Below are 23,170 nucleotides of genomic sequence, written 5' to 3' on the forward strand. Positions count from 1 at the left end.
GTACCGCCCGCGCCCGCGTTGTGCCCGCTCACCTTCGGCTGCTGCTGCAGCGGATCCGCCGCCCACAGCTTGCCCTTGTACTGGTACCCGCCGACCACCGTGTCGGCCTGGGCCAGCGGCGCTACCAGCGACAGCGCCGCCGCGGTCGCCACCAGCACTGTCACTTGTCGGTACCGGGCCCTGCCCCGGGCACCGGAGATGCGGAACGGCAGTGGCCGCACTCTTCCCCCTGTGATGTTGTCGACTTCCTGTCACATCCGTTGCCACGCAACGGATATGAGCCAGGCCGCACCGTATTGCCGGTGGTCAGCCGGTGCAACACAGGACCCACAGGTCCCTGAAGACACTTCAGTCACAGATTTCGGAGTGGCCGTACTGGGCCAGAACGCCCTAAAAGTGATGATCGCAACGGAGCTCGCCGCTGCCGCGTCGCGCTCCGTCACCGTCGTCCCGCCGGCGCTGGGTCAAGATTCGCCAGATCTTCACGGCAGACTCCCAGCCGGGAGCCGCGGGCACCGCACGGCTCAGTGCAGCACCGGCTCCACGGCCGGCGCGTCGGCCAGCACCGCGCGCAGCGCCGCCTCGCGCCGCTCCTGGCCCTCGGCGGTGAGCAGGGCGCTGAGCACGGCGATCCGGGCCTGGCCGGCCCGCAGGGTGCCGGTGGGCACCGCGCCGGCGGCGACCAGGTCCACCGCGCCGCCGTGGGTGTAGATCTCGGCGACCGGACCGGCCGCCACCCGGGTGGTGAGCGCCACCAGGACGCCCCGGGCCCGGGCCGCCGCGACCGCCTCGACGATCTCGGGGGTGGCGTTGCCGGCGCCGGTGGCCACCAGCACCAGGCCCCGGGCACCGGCCGCCACGGCCGCGTCCAGCAGCACCGCGTCACCGTCGGCGTGGTGCATCACCATGTCCACCCGCGGTGCGGCGTCCGGCAGTTCGGGCAGCGGCAGGGCTGCGGGGCGGTGCGGCAGGCGGAGCACCGAGACCTTGCCGAAGCCCACGTCGCCGATCCGGTGGCCGGACGGGTCGGCGAACGCGTCGGCGGCCAGGGTCTGGGTCTTCACCGTGCCGCGGGCGGCGTGCACCTTGCCGTCGAAGACCACCAGCACGCCGAGGCCGCGGGCCCCGGAGGCGGTGACCAGCGCGTCGTGCAGGTTGCCCGGTCCGTCGCCGTCGGCGGCGTCCATCGGGAGCTGGGCACCGGTGAAGACCACCGGGCGCGGGTCGTCGTGGTGCAGGTCGACCAGGAAGGCGGTCTCCTCCAGGGTGTCGGTGCCGTGGGTGACCACGATGCCGTCCACGCCCGGGTCCGCCAGCACCTCGTGCACCGTGCGCAGCAGGGTGAGCTGGTGGTCCGTGGTGAGGCGCGGGCTGTTCACGCTGAACAGGTCGACCACCTCGACCTCGGTGTCCTGCGGCACCGCGGCGGTGGCCATCACCTCCTGGCCGCGCGCCTCGGCGGCGAAGCCGGCGCCCTGCCAGCGGCTGGCGATGGTTCCGCCGGTGCTGATGACGACGATCCGCCCCATGTCCGCGCACCCCGATCTTTCGCACAATCGATCCAGTCAAGCAATGGTAGGAAAGATGTCGCGCAATCCGATCGCCACTTTTGCCACCCCGACCCGGTATCCGTGGTGGATAATTGCGCCATGGACAGGATCGACCGCGCCATCTTGCGCGAGCTCCAGCGCGACGGCCGGCTGAGCAACCAGGACCTGGCCCAACGGGTCGGGCTCACCCCCTCCCCCTGCCTGCGCCGGGTGCGCCAGCTGGAGCAGGACGGCGTGATCGAGGGGTACCGGGCGGTCATCAACCCGGAGGCGGTCGGGCGCGGCTTCGAGGTGCTGGTCTCGATCGAGGTCAAGCGCGACCGCGAGGCCGTGGAGGCCTTCGAGGCCGCGCTGCAGTCCATCCCCGACGTGGTCGAGGCCTACCGCCTGTTCGGCAGCCCCGGCTGCCTGCTGCGGATCGCGGTGGCCGACCTGCAGGCGTACGAGCGCCTGTGGATCGAGCGGTTGACCACCCTGTCGGGGGTGACCGAGGTCAACTCGCAGATCATCATGAAGCGGGTCAAGGAGCCGCGCGGCCTGCCGGTGGACTAGCGCCTGTCCGCCCCGCGCGCGCCGTCCAGCCGGTCCAGCTTGGCCCGGGACTCGTCGTCGGCGGGGGTGTAGACCACCAGGCGGGTGCCGTTGCGCAGGCCGAGCCAGAGGTTGGTGTAGTCCATCCGCAGCGCGCCCAGCTCCGGGTGGACGAAGCCCTTGCTGCCGTTGTCCCGGGCCGAGACGTCGTGCCGCTGCCAGGCCTCCTCGAAGGCGGGCGAGGTCTGCCGCAGCCGGGCCAGCAGGGCCTTCCAGGCGGGGTCGTTGACGTGCTCCGCCAACCCGCTGCGGAACCGCGCCACCACCTGGCGCCGGGCGTGCTCCAGGTCGACCCAGCGCTCCTGGTACGACGGGTCGGTGAAGAGCAGCCAGAGCAGGTTCCGCTCCTCGAAGGGCAGCCGGTCCAGCCCGCCGAGCATCCGCGCGTACATCTCGTTGTAGCCCAGCACGTCGTACCGGCCGTTCAGCACGCAGGCGGGCAGTGGCGAGAGCTGCTCCAGCACCAGTTGGACCGCCGGGGTCACCGCCGAGCAGTCCTTGGTCGGGAGCGGGTCGCCGGCGCCGGCCAGCGCGTACAGGTGGGCGCGCTCGTTGGGGTCCAGCAGCAGCGCGCGGGAGACCGCCTCCAGCACCTGGCCGGAGACCTGGATGTCGCGCCCCTGCTCCAGCCACGTGTACCAGGTGACCCCGACCGCGGCGAGCTGCGCGACCTCCTCGCGCCGCAGCCCCGGAGTGCGGCGCCGGCCGGTGCTGGGCAGGCCGACCTGCTCGGGTGAGATCCGCTCGCGCCGACTGCGCAGGAAGTGGGCCAGCTCCTGCCGGCGGGCGTCGGGGGCGTGCGGGGCCGGCGCGGCCGGGCGCGCGGGGGCGGACGGGGCGGTGCCGGTGGCTGCGGTGCGCATGCCTCCAGCATGCGCGCTTCCGGAGCCTGGTGCCAGGTACTCCTTATACCTGGATAACCAGACTCTGGTACCAGGCTGAGGATCGCCGGATCGTAGGACCCGTGACTCAGCAACTGGAACGACCCCAGGCCCGTCCGCTCGGCTCGGAACCCCGGACCACCGCCCACCGCAACCTGACGGTGGCCGGCCTGGTCACCGTCCTGCTCGGCGCCTTCCTGCCGATGCTCGACTTCTTCGTCGTCAACGTCGCGCTGCCCACCATCGACCGCCAGCTCAGCGCGGGCCCGGCCGTGCTGGAGCTGATCGCGGCCGGCTACGGCATCGCCTTCGCCGTACTGCTGGTGCTCGGCGGCCGGCTCGGCGACAGCCTGGGCCGCCGCCGGCTCTTCGTGGCCGGTGCCGCCGCCTTCGCCGTCACCTCGCTGGTCTGCGGCCTGGCGCCGGACGCCTGGACCCTGGTCGGCGCCCGGGTCGCCCAGGGCGCCTCGGCCGCGCTGCTCATCCCGCAGGTGCTGGCCACCATCACCGCCGCCACCAGCGGCCCGGCCCGGGCCCGCGCGCTGAGCATCTACGGCGCGGTCGGCGGGATCAGCGTGGTGATCGGCCAGGTGCTCGGCGGGATGCTGGTGCAGGCCGACCTGTTCGGCACCAGCTGGCGCGCGGTCTTCCTGCTCAACGTGCCGTTCGCGCTGGCCGCCGCCGCGCTCGCGGTCCGCTTCGTGCCGGAGAGCCGCAGCGAGCTGCCCAGCCGGGTGGACCTGCCCGGGACCCTGCTGCTGCTGGTCACCCTGCTCAGCCTGTTCGTCCCGCTGATGGAGGGCCGTGCGGTCGGCTGGCCGCTGTGGACCTGGCTCTCGCTGGCCCTGTTCCCGTTCGCCGCCCGGGCCTTCGTGGTCGTGGAGCGCCGGGCCGAGGCGGCCGGCCGGACCCCGTTGGTGCCGCTCTCGCTGCTGCGGATCCCCGAGATGCGCCGCGGCCTGGGCATCGCACTCCCCTACTTCACCAACTTCGGCGCCTTCATGTTCGTGATGGCCCTCGCGGTCCAGCAGGGCCTGCGGCTGAGCCCGGTCGCGGCCGGCTGGGCCCTGGTCCCGATGGCGGCCGGCTACTTCACCACCTCACTGCTCGGCCCGCGGCTGATGGGCCGGTTCGGCAGCCGGGTGCTGGGCGCCGGTGCCCTCTTCCAGCTGGCCGGCCTGGCGGTGCTGATCACCACGGTGCTGACGGACTACCAGGGGCTGGGCGTGCTGACGCTGGCTCCCGGCACCGCCCTGATGGGCCTGGGCAACGGCCTGATCGGGACTCAGCTGTTCCGCATCGTGCTGGCGAAGGTCCCGCTGGACCGGGCCGGAGTGGGCAGCGGCGTGCTGGCCACCACCCAGCAGTCCAGCCTGGCGCTGGGCGTGGCCACCCTGGGCACGCTCTTCCTGGCCCTGATCCCCGCACTGGGCATGCAGCACGCGATCGTCACGGTGCTCGGGCTGGAACTGGTGGGCGCGCTGGTGATCCTCCGGCTGTCGGGCCGACTGCCCCGGTCCGTGGGGTGATCGCGCCGGGGTCAGTCCCCCGCCCACCGCTCGATCAGTGCGACCGCCCGGCCGGCCCCGTCCTCGGTGGCCAGCCGGGCGGCGAGCGCCCCGGCCCGCTCGCGCAGCGCGGCCCCGGCCACCGCGGTGCCGATGGCCGCGGCCAGCCGCTCGGCGGTGAGTCGCTTGAACGGGACCGGCTCGGTGGCCGCTCCCAGGGCTGCCACCCGGCGCGCCCAGAACGGCTGGTCCCCGAGCACCGGAACCGGGACCGCCGGCACCCCGGCCCGCAGCGCCGCCGCCGTGGTGCCGGCACCCGCGTGGTGGACCACGGCGGCGGTCCGCGGGAAGAGCAGCGCGTGCGGCACCTCGGCCACGGTCAGCACCTGGTCCCCCACCGCCGTCAGTCCGGCCCAGCCCGCCTGCACCACGCCGCGCACCCCGGCCAGCCGCAGCGCCGCCACCGCGACCGCGCTCAGCCGCTCGCCCTCGCCGCCCCCCATGCTGCCGAACCCGATGAACACCGGCGGCGGCCCCGCCGTGAGGAACTCCTCCAGTTCCGCGGGTAGTGGCGATTCCCCGACGGTGGCCGGCCACCAGTTGCCCACCACCTCGAGTCCGTTCCGCCAGTCACCCGGCCGTGGCACCACGGCGGGGCTGTACCCGTGCAGGACCGGCCAGTTCGCCCGCTCGTTGCGGGCCCGGACCGCCCGCCCCGACAGCGGCGGCAGACCGAGCTCGGCCCGCAGCCGACGCACCGGACCCTCGTACATCCGGTCCACCAACCGCAGCGCGGCCAGCCCCGCCGCCCGGTTCCCCCACCCGCCCAGCGACCGCCCGCTCCCCACCACCGGCGGCGCCTCCCGCGTCGGGTGCACCGGCTGCAGGTACGCCCCGATCGGCCGCGCCCCGATCGCCTCGGCCAACTGCCACCCGAGCGGCGCGGTGGCGGCGGTGAGCAGCACCACGTCGGCCCGGTGCTCGGCGAGCGCCGCGAGGCCGGCCCCCATCTCCCGGACGAACGCGGCCGCCTGCTGCAGCGGCCGCAATTCGCGCCGCAACTCCCCGGGCACCGGCAGGAACTGCATCCCGTGCCCCCGGACCAGCTCGGCGAACTGGGGCTGCGTGGCCACCCCGACCTGGTGCCCGGCGGCGAGCAACCGGGCCCCGAGCCCCGTGAAGGGCGCGACGTCCCCGTGCGAACCTGCCGTGACGACGAGGATCCTCATGCCGTGGTCGATCCTTCCGTGACGGGCCGGCGCGGCACCTTCGCGAGTGCGGCGCGGACGGTGGTGGCGAGGTCGGGGACGTCGACGCCGAGCGCACGGAGCTGCTCTGCGGTCACCGGAGATCCTAGGAGTCCCGGGCTCCCGCGTCAGGCGGTCGGGCGGTCCACCAGAAATGCCCTCGCCCGTTGTCACACCTCCCTGTCACGCTCGACCCATGACCGACCCCACCCGCACCCGCAGCCGCGACGAGCTCGCCGCCCTGACCGCCGCCGGCGTGCACCCCAAGTACCTGTTCTTCTGGGGGCACCGGGCCCAGCGGGACGGCAGCATCGGGCAGGGCGCGCTGAGCCAGTGGTGGCCGAGCGCCTTCACCGTCGACGGGGTGCGGTACGCCACGGCCGAGCACTGGATGATGGCGGGGAAGGCGCGGCTGTTCGGGGACGAGGAGATCGTGCCCCGGATCCTGGCCGCCCGGACGCCGGCCGAGGCGAAGAAGTTCGGGCGGCTGGTCCGCGGCTTCGACGAGGAGCGCTGGGCCGCGCACCGGTTCGCGCTGGTGACCGAGGGGAACGTGGCCAAGTTCGGGCAGGACCCAGCGCTGCGCGCCTACCTGCTGGGGACCGGGAACCGGGTGCTGGTCGAGGCGAGCCCGCTGGACCGGGTCTGGGGCATCGGGCTGGCCGCGGACGACGAGCGGGCCGCGGACCCGGCCCGCTGGCCCGGCCTCAACCTGCTGGGCTTCGCACTGATGCAGGCCCGGGCGGAGTTGACGGACGGTCGGCCCTGACGCGACGGGCCCCTCCCGCCGGGGGCGGGAGGGGCCCGTCGGGCGGCCGTGCCTAGCAGCCGATCAGGCGCGCACCCAGGTACGACTTCACCTGGTCCAGCGACACGCGCTCCTGCGCCATGGTGTCGCGCTCGCGGATGGTGACCGCGTTGTCCTCCAGGGTGTCGAAGTCCACCGTGACGCAGAACGGGGTGCCGATCTCGTCCTGGCGGCGGTAGCGCTTGCCGATCGCGCCGGCGTCGTCGAACTCGACGTTCCACGCCTGGCGCAGGTCGGCGGCGAGGCCTCGGGCCTTCGGCGAGAGGTCGGCGTTGCGCGACAGCGGCAGCACCGCGACCTTGACCGGGGCCAGCCGCGGGTCGAGCCGCATGCCGACCCGCTTCTCCATCACGCCCTTGGCGTTGGGCGCCTCGTCCTCGAAGTAGGCGTCGAGCAGGAAGGCCAGCAGCGCGCGGTTGAGGCCGGCCGCCGGCTCGATGACGTACGGGAAGTACCGCTCGCCGGACTCCTGGTCGAAGTACCGGAGGTCCTTGCCGGAGGCCTCGCCGTGGGTCGACAGGTCGTAGTCGGTCCGGTTGGCGATGCCCTCCAGCTCGGAGAACTCGCTACCGCCGAAGTTGAACCGGTACTCGATGTCGACGGTCCGCTTGGCGTAGTGCGAGAGCTTCTCCTTCGGGTGCTCGAAGTAGCGCATGTTCTCCTCGCGCAGGCCCAGGTCGCGGTACCAGTTCCAGCGCTGCTCGAGCCAGTACTCGTGCCACTGCTCGTCGTCACCCGGCTTGACGAAGAACTCCATCTCCATCTGCTCGAACTCGCGGGTGCGGAAGATGAAGTTGCCCGGGGTGATCTCGTTGCGGAAGCTCTTGCCGACCTGGGCGATGCCGAACGGCGGCTTCTTGCGCGAAGTCGTCTGGACGGCGCTGAAGTTGGTGAAGATGCCCTGCGCCGTCTCGGGGCGCAGGTAGGCCAGGCCGGAGCCGTCCTCGACCGGGCCGAGGTGGGTCTTCAGCATGCCCGAGAACTCCTTGGGCTCCGTGAAGGCGCCCTTGGTGCCGCAGTTGGGGCAGTTGATGTCGGCCAGGCCGTTGGCCGGCAGCCGGTTGTGCTTGGCCTCGTAGGCCTCCTCCAGGTGGTCCGCGCGGAACCGCTTGTGGCAGGAGGTGCACTCGGTCAGCGGGTCGCTGAAGGTCGCGACGTGGCCGGAGGCCTCCCAGACCTCGCGGGCCAGGATCACCGAGGAGTCGAGACCGACCACGTCCTCACGAGCGTGCACCATCGCCCGCCACCACTGGCGCTTGATGTTCTCCTTGAGCTCCACACCCAGCGGCCCGTAGTCCCAGGCGGCACGGGTACCGCCGTAGATCTCGCTGCAGGGGTAGACGAAGCCTCGGCGCTTGCTCAGGCTGACGATCGTGTCGATCTTGTCGGCGGCCACAGTGCTCTCTTCAGACAACGCCGCACTCACGTGCGACGGCACGGTCAAGGCGCGGCTGGTTGCGCGCACCCGAATACCTCAGGTTACCGAACAGGTGGGTGGCGGACTCAAACCGATTAGCGTGGCAAGTCGGCCAACACGGGGCGGCGGACAGGGGGTGACGGCGGCAGCACTGCGCGGACCATCCGGCAAGTTGACAATCATTTCCAAGTAAGTTGAGAATGGTTGTCATGATGCTCCGCCGAGACCGCATATCCGCCGCGCCCGTCGCCCTCGCCGCCGGCGTCGTCGCCGGCGCGCTGCTGCTCTCCGCCTGCGGCGGCAGCTCCAGTGCGACCAGCGCCGACGGCAGGTTGAACGTGGTCGCCTCCTTCTACCCGATGCAGTACCTGGCCGAGCAGATCGGCGGCGACCACGTGAAGGTCACCGACCTGACCGCGCCCGGGATCGAGCCGCACGACCTGGAGCTGACGGCCAAGCAGGTCGCCGCCGTGCAGGGCGCGGGCGCCGTGGTCTACCTCAAGGGCCTGCAGCCCACCGTCGACAAGGCGGTCGCCCAGGCCGGCGGCAAGCACGTGGTGGACGCGGCCGCGCTCTCCCCGCTGGTCGACCACCACCTGGACGAGGGCACCACCGACGGCGGCGGCCAGGCCACCCACGCCGGGGACCCGCACATCTGGCTCGACCCGACCCGCTACGCGACGGTCGCCAAGGGCGTGGGCGCCGAACTGGCCAAGGCGGACCCGGCGCACGCCGCCGACTACCAGCGGAACACCGACGCCCTGGTGGCCAGGCTGGCCACCCTGGACCAGGGCTTCCGGAGCGGCCTGAAGGGCTGCACCGGCACGTCCTTCGTCACCAGCCACGCGGCCTTCGGCTACCTGGCCGACCACTACGGCCTGCAGCAGATCGCCATCAACGGCGTGGACCCGGAGTCCGAGCCCACCCCGGCCCGGCTCGCCCAGATCCAGCAGACCGCCAAGGCCAACGGCGTGACCACGATCTTCTTCGAGACCCTGGTCAGCCCGAAGCTCGCCGACAGCGTGGCCAAGGACCTGAACCTGAAGACCGCCGTCCTGGACCCGCTGGAGGGCGTCAAGGACGAGCAGACCGACAGCTACGTCACGATCATGCAGCAGAACCTGACCAACCTGCGCGCCGCACTCGGCTGCACGGCCTGACGGGGGATCAACAGATGACCACGCGCGCCACCCCGCCCCTCCCCGCCGTCCGGCTCACCGCCGCCCGGGCCTCGCTCGGCGGCCGCCCGGTGCTGCGCGGGGTGGACCTCACGGTCGCACCGGGCGAGGTGGTGGCGCTGCTCGGGGGCAACGGCTCGGGCAAGTCCACCACGGTCCGCTCGGTGATCGGCGCGGTGCCGCTGACCGGCGGCGGGCGCGAGCTGTTCGGCGTGCCCGGCGCCACGTTCCGCCAGTGGCACCGGATCGGCTACGTGCCGCAGCGCACCACCGCGGCCGGCGGGGTGCCCGCCACCGTGCGCGAGGTGGTCGCCACCGGACGGCTGGCCCGGCACGGCCTGCTGCCGTTCCGCCGACGGGACAAGGAGGCGGTCGCCCGGGCCCTGGAGGCCGTCGGGATGGCGGACCGGGCCGGTGACGGGGTGACCGACCTGTCCGGCGGCCAGCAGCAGCGGGTGCTGATCGCCCGGGCGCTGGTCGGCGAGCCGGAGCTGCTGATCATGGACGAGCCGATGGCGGGGGTGGACCTGGCCAGCCAGCAGGTGCTCGCCGACACGCTGCGCCGCCAGGTCGCGCGCGGCGCGGCGGTGCTCCTGGTGCTGCACGAACTGGGCCCGCTGGAGCCGCTGATCGACCGCGCGGTGGTGCTGCGCGAGGGCGTGGTGGAGCGGGACGGCCCGCCCACCGGGTCCGACCACGTCCACCCGCACGCCGACCGGATCCAGGGGCTCCTCGCATGACCGACATGTTCAGCCTGCTCTTCATGCAGCGCGCGCTGCTGGCCGCGCTGCTGGTCGGGATCACCGCGCCCTCGGTCGGCATCTACCTGGTGCAGCGCCGCCAGGCGCTGATGGGCGACGGGATCGGCCACGTCGCGCTGACCGGCGTCGGGCTCGGCCTGCTCTTCAACGCCAGCCCGACCTGGATGGCGGTCCTGGTCTGCATCGCGGCCGCGGTGATCATGGAGCTGGTCCGCTCCCGCGGCAACCAGCGCGGTGACATCGCGCTGGCCATGCTCTTCTACGGCGGGATGGCCTGCGGCCGACTGCTGATCAGCAAGGCGCCCGGGGCCGGCGGGGCGAGCGGCAGCCTGGACAGCTACCTGTGGGGCTCGGTCCTCGCCATGGAGGACAACGACCTGATCACCATCGCGGCGCTGGGCGCCGTGGTGGTCGCGATCTGCCTCGGGCTGCGCCGCCAGCTCTTCGCCGTCTGCCAGGACGAGGAGTTCGCCAGGGTCACCGGGCTGCCGGTGAGGTGGCTCAACCTGCTGCTCGCGGTGATGGCCGCGGTCACCGTGACGGTGGCGATGCGGGCGGTCGGGGTGCTGCTGGTGAGCGGGCTGATGGTGGTCCCGGTGGCGGCGGCCCAGCTGCTGACCCGGTCGTTCCGGGCCACCCAGCTGCTGTCGGTGGTGATCGGGGTGCTGGTCTCGGTGGGCGGTGTGGTGACCTCCTACCAGGCTGACGTGCCGCCAGGTTCCGCGATCGTGCTGCTCGCCATCGCCTGCTTCGCGCTGTTCAGCGCGCTGGCCGCGCCGCTGGCCCGGCGGCGGTACCGGCACGGCGGCGGCACCGCCACGGAGTTGCCGATTCCGGTTCAGTCGGGCGTCACAGCAGAGTCGGTCGGAGGTAAGGGGCTGGCACAATGAGGTGTGACCCGACCCGATCCGCAGGAGGAGCACCGGTGACCACCGCAGGCCCGTCGCCACGCGCCCGATCCACCCGTCAGCGCGCCGCCGTGTCCGCAGCACTGGACGAGATCGAGGACTTCCGCAGCGCGCAGGAACTGCACGACATGCTCAAGCACCGGGGCGACTCGGTCGGGCTGACCACGGTCTACCGCACCCTCCAGTCGCTGGCCGACGCCGGCGAGGTGGACGTGCTGCGCACCGCCGACGGCGAGGCCGTCTACCGCCGCTGCAGCAGCGGGCACCACCACCACCTGGTCTGCCGGCACTGCGGCGCCACCGTCGAGGTGGAGGGTCCGGCGGTCGAGCGCTGGGCCAACGCGGTGGCGGCCGAGCACGGTTTCAGCGACATCGCGCACACCCTGGAGATCTTCGGCACCTGCGCCGAGTGCGCGGCCAAGCACCGGGCCGCCCAACAGAAGGCCGCCCAATAGAAGGCCGTGCAGGAGCCGGCCACGGGTCGGTGGGCCGCCCGGCAGCTCAGCCGGGCCACTCCCAGACGGCGGGCGGGAAGGCGGCGACCAGCTCGGCCAGCCGCCCGGCGAGCGCGCCGAGTTCCTCGTAGCTGCGGCGGCCGTCGGTCCAGCCGATCAGCCGGTTCCGCTCCAGCCGCCAGCCGCAGTCGGCCGCCACGGTCAGCCGCTTGACCTCGTCGGTGACCAGCAGCTCGGCGAACGCCGGGTCGGCGCCGGTGCGCCGGACCTGGGCGCCGGGCCCGCCGCCGGGCAGCGCCAGGGCCGGGCCCTCGGTGGGCGGCAGCGGGTCCCGGCGCTCGATCCGCCACAGGTCGGCCAGTCGGCGGCAGGTCACCGCGGTGGCCGGCAGCGCGCGCGGCAGGTCGAGCACCGCCAGCGAGAAGGAGTAGAGCGTGCCCCCGCGGTTGGAGCCCTGCGGCGGCACCACCAGGTGGGCCAGCGTCACCCGGTACCCGGCCAACTGCCCGCGCACCAGGTCGCGCAGGTGCGAGCGTCCGCTCTCCAGGGTGAACGGGTAGCCGCGCGGATCGAACACGGCCCAGTCGGCCGCCGGGCGCCGCTGGTACTCCCAGGCCGGGTCGGCGCGGAACCGCTTGATGCTCCTGTGGACGTCGAACACTGCTGCCGCTCCTTCACGGGCGGGGGACGCGGGAGGCCCCGACACCCCCCGCCCGAGCGTACGTCACTTCCGGTAGGCGCCCTTCGGGTTGACCAGCGGCTGGCCGTCGTCGAAGAACGTCTGCGGGTCCGGCTCGCCGGTCGCGTCGTTCTCGCCGGCTCCGGCCAGGCCGTACGCACCGGCGTTGGTCGTCGCGTCGCCGACCGTGGTGTGGTCCGGCGAACCCGGCGCCCGGTGGGTCCCGCTGCCCGGCCCGTAGACCTTGCCGCCGTAGTGCGTACCGGCGCCGCCGATGCTGCCGCCGATGGCCGAGGTCAGCATGTCGGGGCCGAGGTTGGACCCGTTCTTGCTGCCCTGGAGGATGTCCACCCCGTCGGCTCCGGCGGTGCCGGCCGCGCTGGTGACGCTGTTGGTGAACATGCTGCCGGCCAGGCCCTCGCCCTTGAGCAGGTTGCTGATCGTCTCGCCGCCGCCCCACGGACCGGCGTGCGCGCCCGAGCCGGCCAGCTTGGTGCCCAGCGCGTCGCCCAGCTTGGGCCCGGCGAACTCGCCCAGGCCGCTGAGCCCCGTGCCGATGCCGGCCGAGACGGCCGCGTCCTGGAAGTCCTGGCCCGCGGTCACCTTGTCACCGGCCAGCGCCTGGCCGAGCACGTTGCCGCCGAAGTTGGCGGCCAGGTTGCCGCCGAACTTGACCCCGAACTTCAGCAGCTTGCTGTCCTCCATCGCGGTCTTGACGGTCTCCAGCACCTTGGCGATCGACTCCAGGATCTTCGCCAGCCGGGCCACCGCCGCCGACGCCTCGGCGGCCTCGGCCGCGGCGGCGGAGGAGGCGGCCAGGTCGGAGAAGCCCGCCGTGAGGACGGACAGGCCGATGCCGATCGCCGCGGTGGCCGCGATCTCCAGCACGATCTCGTGGATCTGGTGGTTCACCGACTCGATCGAGTCGGCCGCCTTCTCGAGCTGGGCGGCCACCGTCTCGAAGTTGGGCAGCGCGCCGTCGATCTCGCCCCGGGTGTGCTCCCAGTGCTTGTGGAAGGCGTCGGCCGCGGCCCCGGTCCAGGCCCCGCCGAGCTGGCCGACCTGCTGGTCCAGCGAGTCCCGGGTGCTCTTCAGGTCCTTGGCCATCTCCCGCCAGGCGGCGGCGCAGGCGCGCAGCACGCCGGGGTCGCCGCCCGGGTTGAAGATGTCGAAGCTGGACTCGATCTTCGGGGGCGGCTGCTGGTCGGACCCGCCCTGCTGGTTGTCCGGGTTCTGGGCCACGGTCAGCCCGCCAACTGGCGGCGGTTGTGCTGCTCCGCCGTCTGGTAGTTCTTCACCGTGGTGGCCAGTGCCTGCGAGTAGCCCTCCAACTGGGCCTGCAACTGCTGCAGGCTGACCGCGGTGGCCCTGGTCATCTCCACGTACTTCTGCAGCGCGTCGTTGGACTCGGCCATCACGCCGAAGGCGTCGTTCACGTTCTCCGCCTTGTTCGCGAAGGTCGTGATCTGCCCGCTCAGCGTGCCGGCGCAGCTGTGGAAGTCCGCGCTCAACGCGGTGACCTTGTCCGGTTCGATGTGAAAGTGATCGGCGACCATGCACCCGCTCCCCGTTGCTGGACGTACCCGTTCCGGGACAACCCGGATCTGCACCGTACTCGCCGGGCCCGCGGGGGTCGGCGCCGGGGCACGCTTCGGGCCCGGAACCCCATGGGTTCCGGGCCCGTTGCCGACTGACGGCGGGTCAGCGCTGCGACGGCACCTCGGGGGCCACCTCGTTGGGCAGCGCCCCGCCGAACCGGCGGTCGCGCATCGCGTACTGCTCGCAGGCCCGCCACAGGTCGCGCCGGTCGAAGTCGGGCCAGAGCACGTCCTGGAACACGAACTCGGCGTAGGCGGACTGCCAGAGCCAGAAGTTGGAGGTGCGCTGCTCGCCGCTGGGGCGCAGGAACAGGTCCACGTCCGGCATGTCCGGGTGGTACATGTACTTGCTCAGCGTCTTCTCGTTGACCTTCTTCGGGTCCAGCTTGCCGGCCGCCACGTCCTGGGCGATCGCCGCGGCGGCGTCCGCCACCTCGGCCCGGCCGCCGTAGTTGACGCACATGTAGAGGGTGACCAGGTCGTTGCCCTTGGTCTGCTGCTCGGCCACCTGCAGCTCCTGGACCACGCTCTTCCACAGCTTGGGCATCCGGCCGGCCCAGCGGATCCGCACCCCGAGCGCGTCCAGCTCGTCGCGGCGGCGGCGGATCACGTCCCGGTTGAAGTTCATCAGGAACTTCACCTCTTCCGGGGAACGCTTCCAGTTCTCGGTGGAGAAGGCGTACAGCGAGACGTTCTTCACACCCAGCTCGATCGCGCCCTTGAGCACGTCCAGCACCACGCTCTCGCCGACCTTGTGGCCCTCGGTGCGGGGCAGGCCGCGCTCCTTGGCCCAGCGGCCGTTGCCGTCCATCACGATGGCGACGTGGTTCGGGACCAGCTCGCCGGGGATCTTCGGCGGCTGGGCGCCGCTCGGGTGCGGGTCCGGTGCGCGGTACTCGCGCTGCTTGCTGGCGCCGAAGAGCCGTCGCGCTGCCATGCTCACTTCTCCACGTATCTCATCGAGCGGATGCCCCGCTCCAGGTGCCACTGCAGGTAGGCGGCCACCAGGCCGCTGCCCTCCCGCCAGTAGCGGGGTTCGCAGGAGTCGGCGGTCCGCCAGTCTCCGGAGAGCAGGGCGCCGAGCAGAACCAGTGTCTCAGGGGAGGGTACGGCACAACCGGGCACGCGGCAGTCCGCGCAGAGCACCCCGCCGGCCTGCAGCGAGAAGAACCGGTTCGGTCCCTCCAGCCCGCACTTGGCGCAGTCGTCGAAGGTGGCGCCGTAGCCGTTGACCGCGAGCGAACGGAGCAGGAAGGCGTCCAGCACCAGGTGGGACTCGTGCTGCCCGTTGGCCAGCGTGCGCAGCGCGCCGATCAGCAGCAGGTACTGCTGGACGGCCGGCTCACCCTCGTTCTCGGCGAAACGTTCCGCCGTCTCCAGCATCGCGGTGCCGGCGGTGTAGCGGCCGTAGTCGGTGACGATGCCGCCGCCGTAGGGGGCGATGGTCTCCACCTGGGTGCAGAGCGGCAGCGACCGCCCGACCAGTTCGGTGCCGCGGCTGAAGAACTGCACGTCCACGTGGGAGAACGGCTCCAGCCGGGCGCCGAACTTGGACTTGGTCTTGCGCACCCCGCGGGCCACCGCGCGGACCTTGCCGTGCTGGCGGGTGAGCAGGGTGATGATCCGGTCGGCCTCGCCGAGCTTCTGGGCACGCAGCACGACGCCGTCGTCGCGGATCAGACTCATGCCGCCATTCTCCCCCACCGCCCACCCCCGCCCGGGCCCGGACAGCCGTGTACCCGCACCGGGCTTGTACGGGGGGAGCCGGTGCGGGACACGGCGGGCCCGGAGGGGGGGTTTCGGGCCCGGCTCTTGGGGGTGGTGGGTGGTGGCGCTCAGTGCGAGGTGCGGCTCGCCTCTTCCAGCGTCCGCCGCACGCTCTCCTCGCCCAGCCGCAGGCAGTGACCCACCGCCGCCAGCGCCACCCGCTCCTGCGGCAGGTACCGCCCGTCCGCCAACGCGATCCAGGCGCCCTGCAGCAGCAGCCGCTCGCGGCCCTGCTGGGCCAGGTGCGGCGCCAACGGTTCCAGCGCGGCGTGCAGTTCGATGGCCAGCCCGCTGCCCACCCCGTGCACGTCGAACGGGTCGCCCTCGCCGAACCCGGAGAGCGCGGCCAGCGCGGCCAGCACCTGGGCCTCGCCGCAGTCCTCGAAGCCGGCCACCCGGACCAGCTCGCAGGCCTCCGCCCGGGCCGCGGCCGACCCCGTCCCGCCGGCGGCCAGCAGGGTGAGCGCGATGGTGTACTGCGCGTCCCGCAGCATCCCGGTCAGCCGAGCACTGGTGGGCTGCTCCAGCGACTCCACGCCGTACCGGCCCTGGCAGTTGGTGCACTGGACACTGCCCAGCACGCCGCCCAGCGGCAGCACCGGGAGGTCGAACAACCGCAGCCACCGCCGACCGTGTTGCCGGCGGTAGTTGCGGTCCCCGCCGCAGCCTGGGCAGAAGAACTCGCCGAGCACATCCGTCCGCCACCTCGGGCGAACACCCCACAACCGTGTCACGGCGCCAACTCCCCAGACCTGGCAGGCGGCCTGCACGACGACGGGCAGGTCACGCGACCGAAACGCGGGCCGTCCCACCGACCCCCGTTTCCGGTTCACCGATGGTGCCACGGTTGCCTGCGGGTGTCAGCACCCCGAACGAGTGCCACCGCAAAAAAATGTGGCCCAGAACACAGTCTGGGCCACATCTGGCGAATACTGGACGAAACCTGGGCGAACCTGGGAGCTTACCGGCGCGCGGAGCGGTTGACGGCGCTGATGATCGCCTTCAGCGAGGCCCGCACGGTGTTGCCGTCGATGCCCACGCCCCACAGCACCTGACCGTCCACCGCGCACTCGACGTAGGCGGCGGCCTGGGCGTCGCCGCCCTCGCTCAGCGCGTGCTCGGCGTAGTCCAGCACCCGTACGTCCAGCCCGATCCCGGCCAGCGCGTCGGTGAAGGCGGAGACCGGGCCGTTGCCGGAACCGGTCAGGGTGGTCGCGGCACCGTCCAGCAGCACCTCGACCGACAGCGCGTCGCGCCCGCCCTCGGTGGTCAGGCTCTGCTGCCCGCGCAGCGAGATCCGGCCCCACGGGTTCTCGGTGGTGGGCAGGTACTCGTCGGTGAAGACCGCCCAGATGTCGGCCGGGGTGACCTCGCCGCCCTCGGCGTCCGTCTTGGCCTGGATGATCCTGGAGAACTCGATCTGCATCCGGCGCGGCAGGTCCAGCTTGTGGTCGTTCTTCAGCACGTAGGCGATGCCGCCCTTGCCGGACTGCGAGTTGACCCGGATGACTGCCTCGTAGCTGCGGCCGACGTCCTTCGGGTCGATCGGCAGGTACGGCACGCCCCAGGTGAACTCGCCGACCGGCACGCCGGCCGCCGCCGCGTCGGCCTCCAGCGCGTCGAAGCCCTTCTTGATCGCGTCCTGGTGCGAGCCGGAGAAGGAGGTGTAGACCAGGTCGCCGGCGTAGGGGTGGCGCTCGGGGACGTTCATCTGGTTGCAGTACTCGTAGGTGCGGCGGATCTCGTCGATGTTCGAGAAGTCGATCATCGGGTCCACGCCCTGCGAGAACAGGTTCATCCCGACGTTCACCAGGTCCAGGTTGCCGGTCCGCTCGCCCTGGCCGAACAGGCAGCCCTCGACCCGGTCGGCGCCGGCCATGACCGCCAGCTCGGCGGAGGCGACCCCGGTGCCGCGGTCGTTGTGCGGGTGGGTGGACAGCGCCACGAACTCGCGCCGGGTCAGGTTGCGGCTCATCCACTCGATCATGTCCGCGTACACGTTCGGGGTGCAGCGCTCCACCGTGGTGGGCAGGTTCAGGATGATCTCGCGGCCCTCGCCGGGCTGCCAGACGTCCATCACGCCCTCGCAGACCTCCAGCGCGAAGTCCAGCTCGGTGTCGATGAAGATCTCCGGCGAGTACTGGTAGCCGAAGACCGTCGACTCGCCCAGCAGCTTCTCGGCGTACTCCATGACCAGCCGGGTGCCGTCCACCGCGATCGCCTTGATGTCGGCCCGGCTGCCCTTGAAGACCACCCGGCGGAACAGCGGCGAGGTGGCGTTGTACAGGTGCACGGTGGCGCGCGGGGCGCCGACCAGCGACTCCACGGTGCGCTCGATCAGGTCCTCGCGGGCCTGGGTCAGCACCGAGATGGTCACGTCCTCGGGGATCGCGTCCTGCTCGACCAGCGAGCGGACGAAGTCGAAGTCGGTGGCCCCGGAGGCCGGGAAGCCGACCTCGATCTCCTTGTAGCCCAGCTTCACCAGCAGGTCGAACATCTTGCGCTTGCGGGCCGGCGACATCGGGTCGATCAGCGCCTGGTTGCCGTCCCGCAGGTCGGTGGAGAGCCAGCGCGGCGCCTTGGTGATCACCTGGCTCGGCCAGGTCCGGTCCGGCAGGTCCACGGTGCCGAACGGCAGGTAGCGGTGGAACGGCATGCCCGACGGCTGCTGGCGCACGGAGGCCGCGGTGATCGGGGTCGGACGCTCGACGAAGGCGCGGGCCACGGAAGACTGCTCGGTCATGAGTGGAGACTCTCGGCTTCTCTTCGGATGCGGGCTGGTCGGGGTGCATTCACCCGACGGGCCGACTCGTGCCGTTTGGCGCAGAACAACTCTGGAATGCGCACAGCACAGACTCCGCGGCGAGGGAGCCGGCCTTCTACGGTCTTACAGGCCCTCGCCGCGGCAGCTAAGAAGAAGCAGCCCGTAACGCATGATGGAGCCAGCGTAACCCAGGGCCGCGCGGTGCCGAAGCGGACCGCGCGACATTTCCACTCCTTGAGACGGCGGGATGCGTGACACGGCGTCAGTGATCGGTGACGCTGTGCGCCATGACCCAGCTCTGCACCATCATCCCGCCCTACCTGCTGGACCGGCTGGCCGAGCTCGGCGACGAGAACGCGCGCCGCTCGCTGGCCGCCGACGCCGCCCTGCGCACCGCCCGCGCCGCCCTGCTGCCGACCGCCCCGCCCGGCGGCCCGGCGGTGCGGCCCGGGCGGACCGTCGCGGACGCCGGCGGCACCACCCGGCTGCCGGGGCGCACGGTGCGCACCGAGGGCGGCCCGCCCACCGGCGACCCCGCGGTCAACCGCGCCTACGACGGACTCGGCGCCACCCTGGCCCTGCTGCTGGAGGTCTACGGCCGCCGCTCGGTGGACGGCGAGGGCCTGCCGCTGCAGGCCACCGTGCACTACGGCGAGGACTACGACAACGCGTTCTGGGACGGGCACCGGATGGTCTTCGGCGACGGCGACCGGGTGGTCTTCCGGGACTTCACCGGCTGCATCGACGTGATCGGCCACGAGCTGACCCACGGGGTGGTGCAGTACAGCGCCGCCCTGGCGTACCGGGGCCAGTCCGGCGCGCTCAACGAGTCGCTGGCGGACGTCTTCGGCTCACTGGTGAAGCAGTACGCGCTGGGCCAGCAGGCCGAGGACGCGGACTGGCTGATCGGCGCCGGGCTGCTCGGACCGGGCATCCGCGGGGTGGGCCTGCGCTCGCTCAAGGCGCCCGGCACCGCCTACGACGACCCCCGGCTCGGCCGCGACCCGCAGCCCGCCTCGATGGACGGCTACGTCGAGACCGACACCGACGAGGGCGGGGTGCACCTCAACTCCGGCATCCCCAACCGGGCCTTCTACCTGACCGCGGTCGAGCTCGGCGGCGCGGCCTGGGAGCGTGCCGGGCGGATCTGGTACGACGCGATGACCGGCGGCCGGCTGCGCCCCGACGCCGACTTCACCGACTTCGCCCGCACCACGGTCGAGACCGCCCGGACCCGTTTCGGCGACGGACCGGTGGTGGCGGCGGTGGCCGGCGCCTGGAAGCAGGTGGGCGTGACGGCGCAGTGAGCCGCGCACACGGTCCCCACAAAGAACCGCTGTGGTCCCGGCCGACTCGGTGCGCCGAAACTGCTGCGCCGGGGCGCACTGGGTAGCAGACTGGCGACCATGCGTATACAGGTGAGCAGGAGTGGCGGATTCGCCGGCCGCACCACCGCGGCCGAACTCGACACGGCCGCCCGGATCGACGCCCCGCACGTGCACGCGCTGGCCCGGGAGGCGGTGGCCGGCGCCTCCCGCAACCGGGTCTACGGCGTGCCGGACGGCTACCACTACGCGATCACGGTGGACGGGCGCACCGTGCACTGCGCCGACCCGAGCCTGACCGAGTGCCAGCGCGAGCTGATCTCCCTGGTGCTGCACCAGGGAGTCCAGCTCCAGGGCTGAGCCCGGCTCAGAAACCCAGCTTGCGCAGCTGCTTGGGGTCGCGCTGCCAGTCCTTGGCCACCTTGACGTGCAGGTCCAGGTAGACCGGCGTGCCCAGCAGCGCCTCGATGTGCTTGCGGGCGGTGGTGCCCACGTGCTTGAGGCGGGCGCCCTTGGCGCCGATGACGATCGCCTTCTGGCTCTGCCGCTCGATGTAGACGTTGGCGTGGATGTCCAGCAGCGGGCGGTCCGCCGGGCGGTCGGCGCGCGGGATCATCTCCTCGACCACCACGGCGAGCGAGTGCGGGAGCTCGTCCCGCACCCCCTCCAGCGCGGCCTCGCGGATCAGCTCGGCGACCATGATCTGCTCGGGCTCGTCGGTCAGGTCGCCGTCCGGGTAGAGCGGCTGGCCCTTGGGGAGCAGCTTGGTGATCAGGTCCGCGACCAGCTCGACCTGCTTGTCCCCCACCGCGGAGACCGGGATGATCTCGGCCCACTCGATGCCGAGCTCCACGCCCAGCTGGTGAACGGCGATCAGCTGCTCGGCCAGCCGCTTGGAGTCGACCAGGTCGGTCTTGGTGACGATGGCCACCTTGGGGGTCTTCTTGATCTCGGCCAGTTCCTTGGCGATGAACTTGTCGCCGGGGCCGAGCTTCTGGTCGGCGGGCAGGCAGAAGCCGATCACGTCGACCTCCGCCCAGGTGCTGCGGACCAGGTCGTTGAGCCGCTCACCGAGCAGGGTGCGCGGCTTGTGCAGGCCGGGGGTGTCCACCAGGACGAGCTGGGCATCGGGGCGGTGCACGATGCCGCGCACGGTGTGCCGGGTGGTCTGCGGGCGGTCGGAGGTGATCGCGACCTTCGTCCCCACCAGGGCGTTGGTCAGGGTCGACTTGCCCGCGTTGGGACGTCCGACGAAGCAGGCGAAGCCGGAACGGTAGGGCTCGGTGGAGGTGTCGCTCATGCGCACCATTCTCCCTGATCGATCGGGTCCGGTCGGACGCCACTCACCGGAGGGTCACTTGCCGCGGCCGAACAGGGTGCCGGCCAGGGTGAGCACCAGCAGCGCGATGGAGACCGCCAGCCAGACCGGCGAGCCGGTCTCGTGCCAGCGCCCGAACCCCATGACCACGGCCAGCAGTGCCGCGAAGAACGCCAGAACCCCCATGGGGTGAGATTATCCGACCACACCCCCGGGGGTACGGAGTGGCCTACGCCTGCGCGTGGGTGCGCAGCACGCCGTCCGGACCGGCCAGCAGCAGCGGGGTGCCCGGGCCGCCCAGGTCGCGCACCGCGGCCAGGTCCTCCTCGGCCGGCTGCTCGCCGGCGGTCACCACCGCGGCCGCCTCCAGCCCCTTGGCACCGCTGGCCACCGCCATCGCCACCGCGGTCCGCACCGCGCTCAGCGTCAGCGAGGGCAGCACGACCGAGCCGGCCACGTAGGTGCGGCCGGTCTCGTCGCGCACCGCCGCGCCCTCCGGCACGCCGTTGCGGGCGCGGGCCGAGCGGGCCAGCGTGATGATCTTCTGGTCTTCGGGATCGAGGTCAGTCATGAGGCCTGAGCCTAGTCGGCCTTACTCCCCGACTCGGCCTCGTCCACCACCCGGGGCACCGGGCTGGCCACCACGCTGCCGATCCGGTTGCGCCGGCCGGCCGAGCTCTCCGCCACCAGCCGGATCGCGGCCAGCTTCGGCGAGGTCTCCTCGGGCAGCGGCAGCTCGCAGGCCGAGCCCGGGATCGGCACCCGGCCCAGGTACTTGGCCAGCAGACCGCCGACCGTCTCGACGTCCTCGTCCACCAGCGCCAGGCCGAACAGCTCGCCCAGGTCCTCCACCAGCAGCCGGGCGGTGATCCGGTAGCGGCCGTCGCCGAGGTCGTCCACCGGCGTGGTCTCCCGGTCGTACTCGTCGGTGATCTCGCCGACGATCTCCTCCAGGATGTCCTCGATGGTGACCAGCCCGGCGGTGCCGCCGTACTCGTCGATCACGATCGCCACGTGCGAGCGCATCTGCTGCATCTCGCGCAGCAGGTCGTCCACCGGCTTGCTGTCCGGGATGAAGACCGCCGGGCGCATCACCGCGTCGACCTGCTCGGACTCCGACTCCGGGTTCACGTGGGTGCGGCGGACCAGGTCCTTGAGGTAGACGATGCCGACCACGTCGTCCTCGTTCTCGCCGACCACCGGGATCCGGGAGAAGCCGGAGCGCAGCGCCAGGGTGAGCGCCTGACGGACCGTCTTGTGCCGCTCGATCATCACCAGGTCGGTGCGCGGCACCATCACCTCGCGCACGATGGTGTCGCCCAGTTCGAAGACCGAGTGCACCATCCGGCGCTCGTCGTCCTCGATCAGGTCGTCCTTCTCGGCCAGGTCGACCAGCGCCCGCAGCTCCGCCTCCGAGGCGAACGGCCCCTCGCGGTACCCCTTGCCCGGGGTGAGCGCGTTGCCCAGCAGGATCAGCAGCCGCGGGATCGGGCCCAGGATCCGGGCCAGCGGCAGCAGCACGAAGGAGGCCGCGGTCGAGGTGGTCAGCGGGTGCTGGCGGCCGATGGTGCGCGGCGAGACGCCGACCGCGACGAAGGAGACCAGCACCATCACGCCGAACGCCAGCAGCACCGCCTGCCAGGTCTGGTGCAGGGTGCGCAGGCAGACCACGGTGACCAGGACCGCGGCCGCCACCTCGGCGGCGACCCGGATCAGGGTGGCCAGGTTGAGGTAGCGCACCGGGTCGGAGGCGACCGTCAGCAGCCGGCCGGCACCGCGCCGGCCGCCCCGCACCGCCTCCTCGGCCCGGAACCGGGACACCCGGGAGATGCCGGCCTCCGCGCACGCGGCCAACCAGCCGAGCATGACCAGCGCGAACGCGCCGATCAGCAGACTCGCACTCTCCATCGGGGATCAGTGGGTGGTCGGCGCCGGGGAGATGCCCCCGAGCCCGCGACCGGCCCGCCAGTCGTCCAGGATCCGCTTCTGGAGGGCGAACATCTGCCGCTCCTCCTCGGGCTCCTCGTGGTCGTAGCCGAGCACGTGCAGCACCCCGTGGACGGTGAGCAGTTGCAGCTCCTCGTCCATCGAGTGCTGCGAGGGGGCCGCGGCGCCCTGCGCCTTGGCCACCTCGGGACAGAGCACGATGTCGCCGAGCAGCCCCTGCGGGAGCTCCTCGCCCTCCTTGCCCGGACGCAGCTCGTCCATCGGGAAGGACATCACGTCGGTCGGACCGGGCAGGTCCATCCACTGGATGTGCAGCTGCTCCATCGCCTCGCTGTCCACGAGGATCACGGACAGTTCGGAGAGCGGGTGGATCCGCATCTTGTCGAGGGCGTAGCGGGCGACGTCGAGGATGGCCTCTTCGTCGGCCTCCCACCCCGACTCGTTGGCGATGTCGATGGACATGGAACG

Annotated in this window: 25 protein-coding genes; 9 read left to right on the forward strand and 16 right to left on the reverse strand. The window is 72.3% G+C overall.

From position 1 onward, the window contains the following. Window positions 1-524 precede the first annotated feature (524 nt). A complete protein-coding gene (locus tag ACFW1A_RS00005) occupies window positions 525-1,529 on the reverse strand; it encodes an asparaginase (RefSeq protein ID WP_380401285.1) in 1,005 nt (334 codons plus the stop codon). A gap of 120 nt (window positions 1,530-1,649) precedes the next feature. Here ACFW1A_RS00005 and ACFW1A_RS00010 point away from each other — a divergent pair, with 120 nt between their 5' ends. Further along, on the forward strand, window positions 1,650-2,102 hold the full coding sequence (locus tag ACFW1A_RS00010) for an Lrp/AsnC family transcriptional regulator (protein ID WP_380401288.1): 453 nt from the start codon (window positions 1,650-1,652) through the stop codon (window positions 2,100-2,102). On the opposite strand, the gene ACFW1A_RS00015 is transcribed toward ACFW1A_RS00010, so the two are convergent. Then, entirely contained in the window at window positions 2,099-3,004 is a 906-nt protein-coding gene (locus ACFW1A_RS00015) for a helix-turn-helix transcriptional regulator (RefSeq protein ID WP_380401291.1), read from the reverse strand. The two genes, ACFW1A_RS00010 and ACFW1A_RS00015, sit on opposite strands and share 4 nt — an antisense overlap. Before the next feature lie 101 nt (window positions 3,005-3,105). Between ACFW1A_RS00015 and ACFW1A_RS00020 the strand changes: the two genes are divergently transcribed. Next, complete coding sequence (locus ACFW1A_RS00020) at window positions 3,106-4,551, forward strand: MFS transporter (protein ID WP_380401294.1); 1,446 nt, start codon at window positions 3,106-3,108, stop codon at window positions 4,549-4,551. Window positions 4,552-4,562: 11 nt separating this feature from the next. Here the strand turns inward: ACFW1A_RS00020 and ACFW1A_RS00025 are convergent, their stop codons facing one another. Continuing rightward, window positions 4,563-5,759, reverse strand: a complete 1,197-nt coding sequence (locus ACFW1A_RS00025; protein ID WP_380401297.1) for a glycosyltransferase — start codon at window positions 5,757-5,759, stop codon at window positions 4,563-4,565. 214 nt (window positions 5,760-5,973) lie between these two features. Between ACFW1A_RS00025 and ACFW1A_RS00030 the strand changes: the two genes are divergently transcribed. Then, window positions 5,974-6,546, forward strand: a complete 573-nt coding sequence (locus ACFW1A_RS00030) for an NADAR family protein (RefSeq protein ID WP_380401300.1) — start codon at window positions 5,974-5,976, stop codon at window positions 6,544-6,546. Window positions 6,547-6,598: 52 nt separating this feature from the next. On the opposite strand, the gene ACFW1A_RS00035 is transcribed toward ACFW1A_RS00030, so the two are convergent. After that, window positions 6,599-7,981, reverse strand: a complete 1,383-nt coding sequence (locus ACFW1A_RS00035) for a glycine--tRNA ligase (protein WP_380401303.1) — start codon at window positions 7,979-7,981, stop codon at window positions 6,599-6,601. 233 nt (window positions 7,982-8,214) lie between these two features. Here ACFW1A_RS00035 and ACFW1A_RS00040 point away from each other — a divergent pair, with 233 nt between their 5' ends. From ACFW1A_RS00040 to ACFW1A_RS00055, 4 genes are read left to right on the forward strand one after another with little or no spacing between them, the layout of a single operon-like run. After that, complete coding sequence (locus ACFW1A_RS00040) at window positions 8,215-9,162, forward strand: metal ABC transporter solute-binding protein, Zn/Mn family (protein ID WP_380401579.1); 948 nt, start codon at window positions 8,215-8,217, stop codon at window positions 9,160-9,162. A 14-nt stretch (window positions 9,163-9,176) separates the two neighbouring features. After that, window positions 9,177-9,920, forward strand: a complete 744-nt coding sequence (locus ACFW1A_RS00045; RefSeq protein ID WP_380401306.1) for a metal ABC transporter ATP-binding protein — start codon at window positions 9,177-9,179, stop codon at window positions 9,918-9,920. Further along, window positions 9,917-10,831, forward strand: coding sequence for a metal ABC transporter permease (locus ACFW1A_RS00050; RefSeq protein WP_380401309.1), 915 nt, complete (start codon window positions 9,917-9,919; stop codon window positions 10,829-10,831). The genes ACFW1A_RS00045 and ACFW1A_RS00050 overlap by 4 nt, the downstream gene beginning before the upstream one ends. Window positions 10,832-10,866: 35 nt before the next feature. Next, window positions 10,867-11,304: a Fur family transcriptional regulator gene (locus ACFW1A_RS00055; RefSeq protein ID WP_380401312.1), complete on the forward strand. Its 438-nt coding sequence runs from the start codon at window positions 10,867-10,869 to the stop codon at window positions 11,302-11,304. Between the two features lie 46 nt (window positions 11,305-11,350). Here the strand turns inward: ACFW1A_RS00055 and ACFW1A_RS00060 are convergent, their stop codons facing one another. The 7 genes from ACFW1A_RS00060 to leuA form a co-directional block, all read right to left on the reverse strand. Then, window positions 11,351-11,965, reverse strand: coding sequence for a hypothetical protein (locus ACFW1A_RS00060; protein WP_380401315.1), 615 nt, complete (start codon window positions 11,963-11,965; stop codon window positions 11,351-11,353). 63 nt (window positions 11,966-12,028) lie between these two features. Next, on the reverse strand, window positions 12,029-13,225 hold the full coding sequence (locus tag ACFW1A_RS00065) for a WXG100 family type VII secretion target (RefSeq protein WP_380401318.1): 1,197 nt from the start codon (window positions 13,223-13,225) through the stop codon (window positions 12,029-12,031). Between the two features lie 2 nt (window positions 13,226-13,227). Then, a complete protein-coding gene (locus ACFW1A_RS00070) occupies window positions 13,228-13,539 on the reverse strand; it encodes a type VII secretion target (RefSeq protein ID WP_380401321.1) in 312 nt (103 codons plus the stop codon). Between the two features lie 145 nt (window positions 13,540-13,684). Then, window positions 13,685-14,518, reverse strand: coding sequence for an isoprenyl transferase (locus ACFW1A_RS00075; protein WP_380401324.1), 834 nt, complete (start codon window positions 14,516-14,518; stop codon window positions 13,685-13,687). 2 nt (window positions 14,519-14,520) lie between these two features. Continuing rightward, complete coding sequence (gene recO, locus ACFW1A_RS00080) at window positions 14,521-15,267, reverse strand: DNA repair protein RecO (RefSeq protein ID WP_380401327.1); 747 nt, start codon at window positions 15,265-15,267, stop codon at window positions 14,521-14,523. A 149-nt stretch (window positions 15,268-15,416) separates the two neighbouring features. Further along, window positions 15,417-15,962 (reverse strand): TerB family tellurite resistance protein, encoded by a 546-nt coding sequence (locus tag ACFW1A_RS00085; protein ID WP_380401330.1) that lies wholly within the window; start codon window positions 15,960-15,962, stop codon window positions 15,417-15,419. A 347-nt stretch (window positions 15,963-16,309) separates the two neighbouring features. Continuing rightward, window positions 16,310-18,091 (reverse strand): 2-isopropylmalate synthase, encoded by a 1,782-nt coding sequence (leuA, locus tag ACFW1A_RS00090; RefSeq protein ID WP_380401333.1) that lies wholly within the window; start codon window positions 18,089-18,091, stop codon window positions 16,310-16,312. Window positions 18,092-18,399: 308 nt separating this feature from the next. Here leuA and ACFW1A_RS00095 point away from each other — a divergent pair, with 308 nt between their 5' ends. Further along, window positions 18,400-19,419, forward strand: a complete 1,020-nt coding sequence (locus ACFW1A_RS00095; protein ID WP_380401336.1) for a M4 family metallopeptidase — start codon at window positions 18,400-18,402, stop codon at window positions 19,417-19,419. Between the two features lie 99 nt (window positions 19,420-19,518). Beyond that, window positions 19,519-19,797 (forward strand): protealysin inhibitor emfourin, encoded by a 279-nt coding sequence (locus ACFW1A_RS00100; protein ID WP_380401339.1) that lies wholly within the window; start codon window positions 19,519-19,521, stop codon window positions 19,795-19,797. 7 nt (window positions 19,798-19,804) lie between these two features. Here the strand turns inward: ACFW1A_RS00100 and era are convergent, their stop codons facing one another. The 5 genes from era to ybeY are packed head-to-tail and all read right to left on the reverse strand — an operon-like array spanning window position 19,805 to window position 23,164. Next, window positions 19,805-20,746, reverse strand: a complete 942-nt coding sequence (gene era, locus ACFW1A_RS00105; RefSeq protein WP_380401342.1) for a GTPase Era — start codon at window positions 20,744-20,746, stop codon at window positions 19,805-19,807. A gap of 45 nt (window positions 20,747-20,791) precedes the next feature. Next, complete coding sequence (locus tag ACFW1A_RS00110) at window positions 20,792-20,941, reverse strand: hypothetical protein (protein WP_380401345.1); 150 nt, start codon at window positions 20,939-20,941, stop codon at window positions 20,792-20,794. 43 nt (window positions 20,942-20,984) lie between these two features. Then, window positions 20,985-21,326 carry a cytidine deaminase gene (locus tag ACFW1A_RS00115; RefSeq protein ID WP_380401348.1) on the reverse strand — a complete coding sequence of 114 codons (342 nt, stop codon included), beginning with the start codon at window positions 21,324-21,326 and terminating at the stop codon, window positions 20,985-20,987. Between the two features lie 11 nt (window positions 21,327-21,337). Then, window positions 21,338-22,663, reverse strand: coding sequence for a hemolysin family protein (locus tag ACFW1A_RS00120; RefSeq protein ID WP_380401351.1), 1,326 nt, complete (start codon window positions 22,661-22,663; stop codon window positions 21,338-21,340). A 6-nt stretch (window positions 22,664-22,669) separates the two neighbouring features. Continuing rightward, complete coding sequence (gene ybeY, locus ACFW1A_RS00125) at window positions 22,670-23,164, reverse strand: rRNA maturation RNase YbeY (protein ID WP_380401354.1); 495 nt, start codon at window positions 23,162-23,164, stop codon at window positions 22,670-22,672. Between the last annotated feature and the right edge of the window lie 6 nt (window positions 23,165-23,170).

The sequence above is a fragment of the Kitasatospora sp. NPDC058965 genome (assembly GCF_042741245.1).
In the GTDB taxonomy this organism is placed as follows: Bacteria; Actinomycetota; Actinomycetes; order Streptomycetales; family Streptomycetaceae; genus Kitasatospora.